This is a genomic window from Ferruginibacter sp. (assembly GCF_031391665.1).
Taxonomy (GTDB): domain Bacteria; phylum Bacteroidota; class Bacteroidia; order Chitinophagales; family Chitinophagaceae; genus Ferruginibacter.
Window position 1 is genome coordinate 16,580 of sequence record NZ_JANMUN010000275.1, and the last position, 11,031, is coordinate 27,610.

General features: G+C 37.3%; 7 protein-coding genes. 4 read left to right on the forward strand and 3 right to left on the reverse strand.

Annotation, left to right across the window (positions count from 1 at the left end):
* Positions 1–12: 12 nt before the first annotated feature.
* Positions 13–1,254, reverse strand: a complete 1,242-nt coding sequence (locus tag ACY651_RS21250; protein ID WP_462255530.1) for an ABC transporter permease — start codon at positions 1,252–1,254, stop codon at positions 13–15.
* Here ACY651_RS21250 and ACY651_RS21255 point away from each other — a divergent pair, their 5' ends adjacent.
* Entirely contained in the window at positions 1,255–2,667 is a 1,413-nt protein-coding gene (locus ACY651_RS21255) for a type IX secretion system plug protein (protein WP_462255531.1), read from the forward strand.
* Between the two features lie 279 nt (positions 2,668–2,946).
* Here the strand turns inward: ACY651_RS21255 and ACY651_RS21260 are convergent, their stop codons facing one another.
* Positions 2,947–4,296, reverse strand: coding sequence for a saccharopine dehydrogenase C-terminal domain-containing protein (locus tag ACY651_RS21260; protein WP_462255532.1), 1,350 nt, complete (start codon positions 4,294–4,296; stop codon positions 2,947–2,949).
* 254 nt (positions 4,297–4,550) lie between these two features.
* Between ACY651_RS21260 and gyrA the strand changes: the two genes are divergently transcribed.
* The 3 genes from gyrA to ACY651_RS21275 all read left to right on the forward strand — a co-directional run bounded on the left by gyrA (position 4,551) and on the right by ACY651_RS21275 (position 9,948).
* Complete coding sequence (gene gyrA / locus ACY651_RS21265; RefSeq protein ID WP_462255533.1) at positions 4,551–7,196, forward strand: DNA gyrase subunit A; 2,646 nt, start codon at positions 4,551–4,553, stop codon at positions 7,194–7,196.
* Positions 7,197–8,537, forward strand: coding sequence for a hypothetical protein (locus ACY651_RS21270; RefSeq protein ID WP_462255534.1), 1,341 nt, complete (start codon positions 7,197–7,199; stop codon positions 8,535–8,537).
* Between the two features lie 82 nt (positions 8,538–8,619).
* Positions 8,620–9,948, forward strand: coding sequence for a DEAD/DEAH box helicase (locus tag ACY651_RS21275; RefSeq protein WP_462255535.1), 1,329 nt, complete (start codon positions 8,620–8,622; stop codon positions 9,946–9,948).
* Between the two features lie 66 nt (positions 9,949–10,014).
* On the opposite strand, the gene ACY651_RS21280 is transcribed toward ACY651_RS21275, so the two are convergent.
* Positions 10,015–11,031, reverse strand: a 1,017-nt coding sequence (locus tag ACY651_RS21280) for a cytochrome-c peroxidase (protein WP_462255536.1), incomplete at its 5' end; no start/stop codon positions are given.

An 11,031-nucleotide genomic window follows, 5' to 3' on the forward strand; every position in this document is an offset into this window, starting at 1 on the left:
CCAGTTTACCAGTTAACGAAACTGTATTGCCTTTACCGGTTTTATTTTTTTAATAAGAAGTGTAGGGATTATAAGTGTTGCAAAACAAATTATTAAAGTACCCACACAAATTAATAACACCTGCCACCATACTACTTCCGCATGAGCTTTATCCATGTAGTAAGCATTTTCGTCTAAAGTAATAAACCCGGTTTTTTCCTGCAGCCAGCAAATGCCCAGACCAAATATTGCACCCAGCACAACACCGGCAACAGCAATAAAAGAAGTGTTGTATAAAAATATTTGCTGCACATTCCAGTCGCTGGCACCAACGGCTTTTAAAATGCCTGTCATTCTTGTACGCTCCAGCACTAAAATTAAAAGGCAGGTAATAAGGTTTACCGCTGCAACTACCACCATTATTATAAGCAAAATATTTTTTATCCTTTCCTGCAGCGCCAGCCAGTCGAAAATATTGGGGTAAGTTTCTTTAATGGTTTTGCTGTACCAGGTTTGTGCCAGCACATCCACTTCGTGTATTATTTTATTGATAGCATCTGTTTTTTTATAATCGTATAAAAAAATTTCGTAGCCGCCAATTTGGTCGGGTGCCCAGTTATTTAACCGTCTTATTAAATTAATATGGCAAATACCGAATGCTTTATCATATTCTTCAATAGATGTTTTGTAAATGCCGGTAATTTGTAAACGCCGCCGCCGGGCATTGCTAACACCACTGCCATCTATAAAAACTACATCCACACTATCGTTAATATTTAATTTTAATTGATTGGCTGTATATTCCGACAGTACAATTTCTTTGCTGTAGCCACTGTCTTTTACATTCATCCATCTGCCTTGTTTTAAAAGGCTGTTCATGCGGCTAAAATCAAAAGTAGAATCAATGCCTTTTAACAAAACGCTTTCAATTTCGTTTTTGTATTTTAAGATGGCCGATTTAGTGGCATAACGCTCTACACTTTTTATTTCGGGTATTTTTTTTAAATTATTTTCTACGGTTAGGTTTTGAGCAATGGGATATTCTTCGGCAATACTAACTTTATTTTCAAGGTCCTGCTGCACACGTATATGACCCCAAAAGCTAAACACTTTATTGCTGATTACCTGCTGAAAACCGTTTACAAAGCTCATGGCAATAATCATTACCGCCACACTTATGGCGGTAGCTGCAACTGCAAGGCGTATAATAAAGCGGGAGAAAGTTTTTTCCCTGTTAAAGGCAATTCTTTTTGCTATAAAAACGGATATATTCAAATGGCATACTTTTGGTATCTTACAAATGTATTTTATTTAAACGTAAAGATTACACATAACATGATAAAAGTTCAATCTTGCAATGCCGTACAAGGGAGTGACACAACGATGCTGACCAAAGCTGTGAAGTTTGTTACAAAAAAAATATTCTTTTTATTCCTATTTTCTATAAGTGCTTTTTTTTCCTTTGCTCAAACTCCTGATGCAGTTTACAAATCAAACATACAATGTGTACGCTTTCATCCTTATGGCGATCAAACGGCACTGGCCATTTACAACCTTAACAGCGGCGATCAGTTAGAATTAAATTTTGATGACCTGGATGCCAATGTAAAAAGTTATTACTATACTTTTCAATTGTGCGATTATAACTGGAAGCCGGTTGACATCAGCCCGTTTATGTACATTAAAGGATTTACACAACAGCGTATTACCACCAACCGCTATTCGTCCATTGCATTTACAAAATATACACACTACCAGGCCATAGTACCCGACAGAAATACTACGATCACTTTATCGGGTAATTATCTTCTTAAAGTTTTTTTAAATGGCGATACATCGCAATTGGCATTTACAAGAAGGCTGTTAGTGCTGGATCAAAAAGCGGCCATTGCTGCAAAAATTGTACAGCCATATACACCACAGTTTTACAGCACACATCAAAAAGTGCAGTTTACTGCAAACATAACAGGCGTTAATACTTTTAGTGCGGCGCAGCAGGTTAAAGTAATTATTTTACAAAATAACCGTTGGGATAATGCCTTAAAAGATATTGCACCAACATTTGTACGTGGCACATCTTTAGAATACAGTAACGAAAATAATTTGGTATTTGCTGCCGGTAAAGAATGGCGCTGGCTCGATTTAAGAAGTTTCAGGTTGCAAAGCGACAGGGTGGACAGTGCCAATTATAAAAAAACTTCTACCGATATTTTTGTAAAAAGAGATAAAGACAGGAGCGGAGAACGATATGTTTCTTTCAGGGACCTTAACGGTATGTTTTTAATAGAAACTTACGAAAGCATTAACCCTTACTGGCAGGGAGATTTTGCAACAGTGCATTTTACCCTGGCTACCGCCAACGCACAGCCCATAACCGGTAAAGATATTTATTTGGCCGGCCAGTTAACCGATTATGCTTTTAATGATAAAACTAAAATGATCTTTAATGCAGAAAAAGGTGCGTACGAAATAACCGCTTTTTTAAAGCAGGGCTATTATAATTACACTTACATAGCAGTGGATAAAAATAATGCTGCCAATAAAATTGATATGGAAGGTAATTACTGGGAAACAGAAAATACCTACACCATTTTAATGTATTATAAAGCCTTTACCGACCGTTCGGATCAATTGATTGGTGTGGGAAAAATAAGTTCGAGAACGGATAAGCCGGGGATAAGTTTTTGAGGTTTGTGAGGCCATTCGTCATTGGGAAAAGCCGGAGTAATTTTTTTAAAATTTACTTATTTGTACCCGCAATTGTGCATTCATTCCTTTTTTGGTTGGGCTTGCTTCTCTGGTTTTATCGTTTGCTGGATAATTTATTGGGTAAAAGTAAACGAGTATAAAAATCTAATCGTTGCAAATAAAGACAACGATATACTAGATGCGGAGCAGGGGATTTTTTTGATACAAAATCTATTTAAGGTTTTGAAGTTTAATAGATATTTTCTTTACACATATTTATCAATTTGTTTCTGTAAAACTGATACCCATCTTCTCCAGTTCTTTTAACACTGGTTCATAAATTTCTTTTGCTGTTGGAATGTGTAATCCGGTAAGTTGTAAAGTTCCGTTTAAAATTAATTTAGCTGCAATACCTAATGGCAAACCCACTGTTTTTGCCATAGCCGTTCTTAAACTATCTGCTCCAATTACTTTTAAAGAACTCTGTACTTTGTATTTCACCACAGGGCCCTGTTGAGTATTTTCTTTTTCATACTCAATTTCATGCAGCATCACAATCATATCTTTATCATTTGGCTGCATAGCCAGTTTTGTTTCGGCAGCAAATTGTAAAATATCTGCTGAGCATTGTGCAGCTTTGGGCAATTTAGTATTAGCAGTTAATCCCAAAAAAATAAATTGGTTGGTCAGTTCTGCAATAAAATCTTCGTGCACATATAAATCGGTGTATTCTATTAAATCCATTTCCCTGTCTTCAACTAAATATAATTTTCTTTCCAGCCAGTCGGCATAAGTTTCGCAATCCATAATATTATCATGGTCTTCGGTGTCGGTTAGCCCAAGATTTACAACATAATCCCACCCACGGCAAAAGGCCGGGTAACGCAAAGTGGTTCTTATAAAAGTTTCAGCTTCTTCTAATTTATAAATTGGCAGATAGCTGATTGAATCTCTGTTAGGGTACCAGGCCAGTTCGCCTAATCTGGGAAAAGTGATTAATTCACAATTTTCAAATACTATTTGATATTCTTCTTCAATTATTTCATAGTTCTCTTTATAAACTGCGCCGGCACTGCCTGCCATTATAATATTTTTTGGGTTCCAGCTTATTTTATAATGCCACGGATTATTATCACTCTCCGGTGCAACCAAACCGCCGCAATGACTTTTGAAAGAAGTTATTTTTCCTCCCGCCGCTTTTATTTCATCAATCATTTTCATAGCACTCATGTGGTCAATGCCCGGGTCTAAGCCCATTTCGCAGAGAAACAGAATACCTTTATTGTCGATTTCGGATTGTAGATTTCGGATTTGATCGTCAACATATGAAGCGGTTAGTAAATTTTTACTGTATGCCACACAATCTTTCGCCACTAAAAAATGCAGGGCTGGGGGCATCATCGAAATTACAATGTCAGCCCTTTGTACCAGTGCAACCCGGTGTTCTTCTTTAGTAATATCAATTTGTACTGCTTCGGCTAAACGAGAATTATTAGTTTTAGCAAGTACCTGGTTTTTATCTGCATCAGCAATAATAATATGCCAGCTATTTATTTCGGCTTCACTTAATAAATAGTCAATTAAAACGGTAGCAGATTTACCTGCGCCAAATAGAAGTATAGTTTTCAAATACAAAATTTTGTGCAAAATAGTTTATTTATTGTTGCTAAATTCTATGCTTATATAAAAGTTAAACAGTGATATAAATGTTGAACGTAATGCGACGTCTCCAAAGCTTAATAAGGGAACAAATTTCTATTCCAAAATCTTCTCCACAACAACAAAATAAATGTGTAAAACTAAGCGCTTAAAAGCCCTGTTTTATTGCGAAAAACGCTTTAAAATCGTTACTTTCGCCAACCAAGAATTTGGACAAAAATAATATGGAAAATAACGAAGAATTAAAAGACGGAAATCTCAACAACAGGGGCAAAATTATACCTGTAAATATTGAGGAGCAAATGAAAACTTCTTACATTGATTACAGCATGAGCGTAATTGTGGGCCGGGCTTTGCCAGATGTAAGGGATGGTTTTAAACCCGTTCACCGCCGTGTACTTTTTGGCATGAGTGAGCTGGGTAATTACAGCAACAAACCTTATAAAAAAAGTGCCCGTATTGTAGGAGAGGTGATGGGTAAATTTCACCCACACGGTGATACTGCTATTTACGATACCATGGTGCGTATGGCGCAGGAATGGAACATGCGTTATGTAATGATTGATGGCCAGGGAAATTTTGGTAGCCAGGGTGGCGATCCGCCGGCTGCTATGCGTTATACAGAGGTGCGTATGCAAAAGCTTGCCGAAGCCATGCTGGAAGATATTGAAAAAGATACAGTGGATTATCAATTAAACTTTGATGACAGTTTAAAAGAACCCACCGTTTTACCCACACGTATCCCTCAACTTTTAGTAAATGGAAGCAGTGGTATTGCCGTAGGTATGGCTACCAACATGATGCCGCATAACTTAAGCGAAGTTATTGATGCATGTATTGCTTACATTGATGATAATGATATTACTATTGATGATTTAATAAAGCATGTTAAAGGCCCCGATTTTCCTACAGGCGGAACTATTTTTGGTTTTGAAGGCGTAAAGGCTGGCTTGCATACCGGAAGAGGAAGAGTAGTGTTGAGAGGTAAAGTAAATATTGAAACATTACCTAACGGCAGAGAGAAATTAATTATTTACGAAATTCCTTACCAGGTAAATATTGATAACCTTGCTGCAAAAATTGGCGAAATAGTTGCCGATAAAATTATCGACGGCGTAAGCAATGTTAACGATGAAAGTAATAATAAAGAAGGTACCCGTATTGTAGTTGATCTAAAGAAAGATGCGGTAGCGCAGGTGGTAATAAATCAATTGTACAAACATACCGACCTGCAAACTTCTTATGGTATAAACAATGTTGCTATTGTAAGAGGCAGGCCTAAAATTTTAAACCTTAAAGATCTTATAAGAGAATTTATTGAGTTTCGCCATGAGGTTGTTATAAGAAGAACAAAATACGAATTACGCAAAGCAGAAGAACGTGCCCATATTTTAGAAGGGTATATTATTGCATTAGATAATTTAGATGCAGTAATAAAATTAATAAGAGAATCATCTACACCCAATATTGCACAGGAAGGTTTGATGAGCAGTTTTGGTATGAGTGAGATACAAGCCAAAGCTGTGCTGGAACTGCGTTTACAGCGCCTTACCGGAATGGAGATTGATAAGATTCGTGAAGAGCATGCAGAGATTATGCAGCTGATTGAAAGATTAAAAGAAATTCTGGCCAACGAAGGCATGCGCTTTCAAATTATTAAAGATGAACTGGCAGAAGTAAAACATAAGTTTGGTGACGAACGCCGTACCGAAATAACTTACCTGGATGATGAGATTGGAATGCTTGATCTTATTGAGGAAGAAGACATGGTGGTTACCATTTCGCATTTGGGTTACATAAAAAGAACTTCGGTTAGCGAATACCGGCAGCAGCGCCGTGGCGGCCGTGGTGCAAAAGGCAGCAGCACAAGGCAGGAAGATTATATCGAACATCTTTTTGTAGCCAGTACCCACCACACTTTATTATTCTTTACCGAAAAAGGAAAATGTTTTTGGTTACCGGTGTATCAAATTCCCGAAGGTGATAAAACCAGCAAGGGCAGGGCAATACAAAACCTGGTACAAATTCCGCAGGATGATAAAGTACGTGCCATTATTGATGTAAAGAATTTTAAAGATGAGGAATATGTAAAGAGCCATTACATTGTTTTGTGTACTAAAAAAGGTATCATTAAAAAAACTGACCTGGAAGATTTCAGTCGTCCACGCCAGAGCGGTATTAATGCTATAAATATTTTAGAAGGCGATCAGTTATTAGCTGCAAGACTTACCGATGGTAATTGCGAAATAATGATGGCGGTTAAAAGTGGCCGTGCAATACGTTTTCCTGAGGAAAAAGTACGCAGTACAGGACGTGGCGGAATTGGTGTGGCTGGTATTGAAGTGGATGACGAAAAAGATGAAGTAGTAGGTATGGTTTGCGTAAACAGGGAAGATAAAACCAAAACTATTTTAGTGGTGAGTGAAAAAGGTTATGGCAAACGAACTTCATTAGATGACGCAGAAAGCGGCGAAGCTAATTACAGAATTACCAACCGTGGAGGAAAAGGCGTAAAAACCATTAATGTAACAGAAAAAACGGGTGGACTTGTTGGATTGCTTGATGTAACAGAACAGGAAGATCTGATGATAACCTGTTTGTCGGGTATTACTATTCGTATGCCGGTTTTACAAATTAGCGAACAGGGCCGGGCAACGCAGGGGGTAAAATTAATACGGGTAGATGAAGATGATGCGATTGCAGCCATTACGCAACTGGATGAAAAAGAAGAAGAAATTGAAGTGGAAGCTACCGAAAGTAATTTGTCAACCGATGCAGTTACTGACATTGCTGATGCCTCAAGCAATACTTCAATAGAGGCGCCTGATACAGACGAAAATGAATCTACTGAAAACGTTGATAACCAGTAAATGATAAAGATTGTTTTATATAAAAAGCCAATAATTTTTATTATTGGCTTTTTGTTTTTTATGGTATTTTCTAAGGCTCAAAATTTAAGGACAGCGAAGGCTTTTTTTGAGCAAAAAGACTTTGCCCGTGCCAAAGAATCGATGGACAGTTTTGTTTTGATAAATGAAAATAATGCAGAAGGATGGTTATTGAAAGCCAATATTTATGACGCCATAAGTAAAGATGCTGAAGTAAGGTATTTGGCTGCTGATAGCAAGATGGAGGCTTTTGAAGCTCTGAAAAAAGCAAAACAATTGAACAGCGATTTTGTAACAGATCAATTAAAACCCACCAATTACAATTTACCATTTGACTTATATAATGGATATACCAACGAGGGCCTTGCATATTTTAACGCTGGAGCCGAACGAAATGATAAAGGCAGCTACAGCGAAGCATTAAACAAATTTAAAAACGCCGGGTTGGTAAGTAATTATATTTATAACAATAGTTGGGGACTTTCTGCCATTGACACCAACAATATTTTTTACAGCGCCAAAGCGGCCATTAATTCCGGTAAAGAAACAGAGGCCCTGTATTTTGCAAAAAAGATCGCTGATGCAGGCATTACCCAAAGTGCAGCCAGCAAGGTATTTGAAAGTATTTACAAATGGCTGGTGTATTATTGCAAGCAGCAAAAAGATGGGGAGAATTTTAGTAAGTATACGGCAATGGCCATGCAAAAATTTCCTGCAGCTGTTTATTTTAATTTAATAATGATAGACTGGTTGCGGCAGCAAGAAGATTATATAAACCTTTTTGTTGCTTATGAAGCACTTTTAAAAAAACAACCGGACAGTAAATACCAGTTTGCTTATTTAAATGATGTGTACAATTATTTGTACCAAAGTAAAGTTGAGATAAACAACAAATCCTTGTACGAAGGCATTTTGAAAAAAGGATTATTGCAATATTTAAAAACAAATACTGCAGCATTTGATGCCAGGTTATTAATCGGAAAATTCTATAGTAACAAAGCAAATGATGCACGGAAGGAAATGGTGCTGCGATCCACAACGGATGCTAAGGTTTTGAATGGGTATAAAATGGCTCAAAGGAATTTTTTACTACAATCAAATGTTTATTTAAAGGAGATTGTAAATAAGTTTTCTAAAAGTAATCGAGTGGTTTATAAAGAAGCGTTGGAGTTATTGATATTGAATTACCTCAAGCTTAACTTAAAGAAAGAGGCAAGAAGATATCAGCGGTTGTTAGCTTTAGTAACTTTTATTTGTTTTATTCTATTTAACATAATATTAATTATAGGAATAATTGTTAGCTTTACGTATAGATATTCATGATAAAGCCGCTTTCGGAAAACCAGCTGATATTCTTATCGGGTGGTTTAACTTTAAACGAAATACAAAAGTTACATTTGCCGAAATGCAAACAAATAATACCGATCTTAAAAAAATTCTTTCCAATTTTAATATTGAAGAGCTTAACGAAATGCAACTGGCTTCGCTGGATGCAATAGAAAAAAATAACGATACCATTTTAGTTTCTACCACAGGCTCGGGTAAAACGCTGGCTTTTTTATTGCCGCTGGTTAATCTTTTAAAAAAAGAAATTAAAACACCGCAGGCTTTAATAATTGTACCCAGCCGTGAGCTGGCTATTCAAATTGACGATGTGTTCAGGAAAATGCAAACCGGTTTTAAAGTTTCGGTTTGCTATGGCGGGCATAAACGGGAAACCGAAGAAAATAATTTGCTGCAGGCGCCAGCACTTATAATTGGTACGCCAGGCCGTTTAGCCGATCATATCCGCAGGAATAATTTTGCCACCACAGCTATTGCAACGCTGATATTAGATGAGTTTGATAAATCGCTGGAACTGGGTTTTCAGGAAGAAATGGAATTTATTATTGGCTCACTAAAAAATATAAACAAACGTGTATTAACCTCTGCAACCGAAGCTGTTGAAGTTCCCATTTTTATTGGTTTAAAAGATGCAGTTAGGCTAAATTACTCCGATCTGGTGAATGAAAATTCTTTGGGTTTGGAGATTAAAACTGTTTTTTCGGCTGATAAAGACAAGGCTGACATACTATTTAAATTGATCTGTTTTATAGGCAACCGCTCCACCATTATCTTTTGCAATCACCGCCAATCGGTTGAAAGAACCAGCGAAATTTTAGCCGACAAAGGCATTGTAAATGTCTTTTATCATGGCGGTATGGAGCAGCAGGAACGTGACAGTGCTTTATGTAAATTTAGAAATGGCACGTCAAACGTTTTAGTTACCACCGACCTAGCGGCACGTGGTTTGGATATTCCGAATATCCGCAACATCATTCATTATCACCTGCCGCAATCGGAAGATATTTTTACACACCGTAATGGCCGCACAGCCCGTATGGATGCCAGCGGCACTGCTTATGTAATTTATTCGGAAGAAGAAATTTTGCCTGATTATATTACCGCCACTGCAACTAATCAACAGTTGAATGATGTAAATGAAATACCGGAAAAACCAAAATGGAGTACACTGTTTATTGCTGCCGGTAAAAAAGATAAAGTTAACAAAATTGATATTGTTGGCTTTCTGGGCCAAAAAGGCCAATTAAAAAAAGAAGATATTGGTTTAATAGAAGTAAAAGATTTCTTTTCTTTTGTAGCGATTAAAAAAATAAAAGTTAGTGAAGTGTTGCAGTTAATTAAAAATGAAAAGATAAAAAATAAGAAGGTTAAGATTGAAGTGGCGAAGTAACCGCTTTTGATCTTTACTCTGAATAATATTTTTTATCGTTGACAGCTTTTACCTTTTGTATATTAATTAAAAAGGACTTGCCCATTTTTTATCAGTATAAACATTGGTACCCGATAATGTTTTTAAAAATGCGATTAAGCTATTAACTTCCTGTGCATTAAAATTTAATTTTTGTCCTATTCCGCCTGGTGTTAGCCTCGGGTCCAAATTAGTATTGCCGGGTGCAATATTTATAGTACCGTAATGCCCAATCACATTTTGAAGCGTTGCAAGATTACCGGTATGCATCAACGGGCCGTTCTCAATTCCGGCTGCATTAGTAACATCTCTTAAACTCGGTGCCCTGGTAACTGTTATATCAACTCCTCCACCCGGTACTATTCTTCCAATAATGCCGTTGTTTCTTGAATTAGGATCTATATCAAATTCCGGTGCATTATGGCAACCATTACAGCCAGCACCGCCAGCAGTTCTTGTACCGCTGGCATCAAAAACCGGTGGCGCCAGAAAGAGTTGTTTGCCAGCATTTTCCTGTGCGGTAAAATTTGGAAACGACTGGCCATCATTAGCAACCAGCGCTCTTCCAGCATCGTATTTAGAATCGAAAGACTGGATACTTCTTATAAACTGCGCCATACATTCCTGCATCCTTGCTTCGGTAACAGTAATATCCCCATAAACAAATTTAAAAAGTTCGTTGTAATACCCAATTGCCTGCAATTTGGTTAACAAAGCCGTAAGTGCAGGCCTCCCGCTTACACCGCTAAAACCCATTTCGGCATGATCCTGTATTGGTTTTGTTGTTTGTATTTCAAGTGTTGCCGCTCTTTCATCCCAAAAGAATTTTCTCTCTACAGCCCAACGGGAATTTACCAAACGCATAGAATGCCTGGCGGTAGTACCGGTTTGTACACCTTTGCTGGCAATTGCGGTATCGCTAAAAGCAAATTGCTGTTTGTGGCAACTGCCGCAAGACACTGAATTATCGATACTCAAATTTTTATCGTAAAACAACACCCTGCCCAATGTTGCTTTTGCATTAGTGATGGTATTACCGGCAGTATTGTCTTTAACAATATAAGC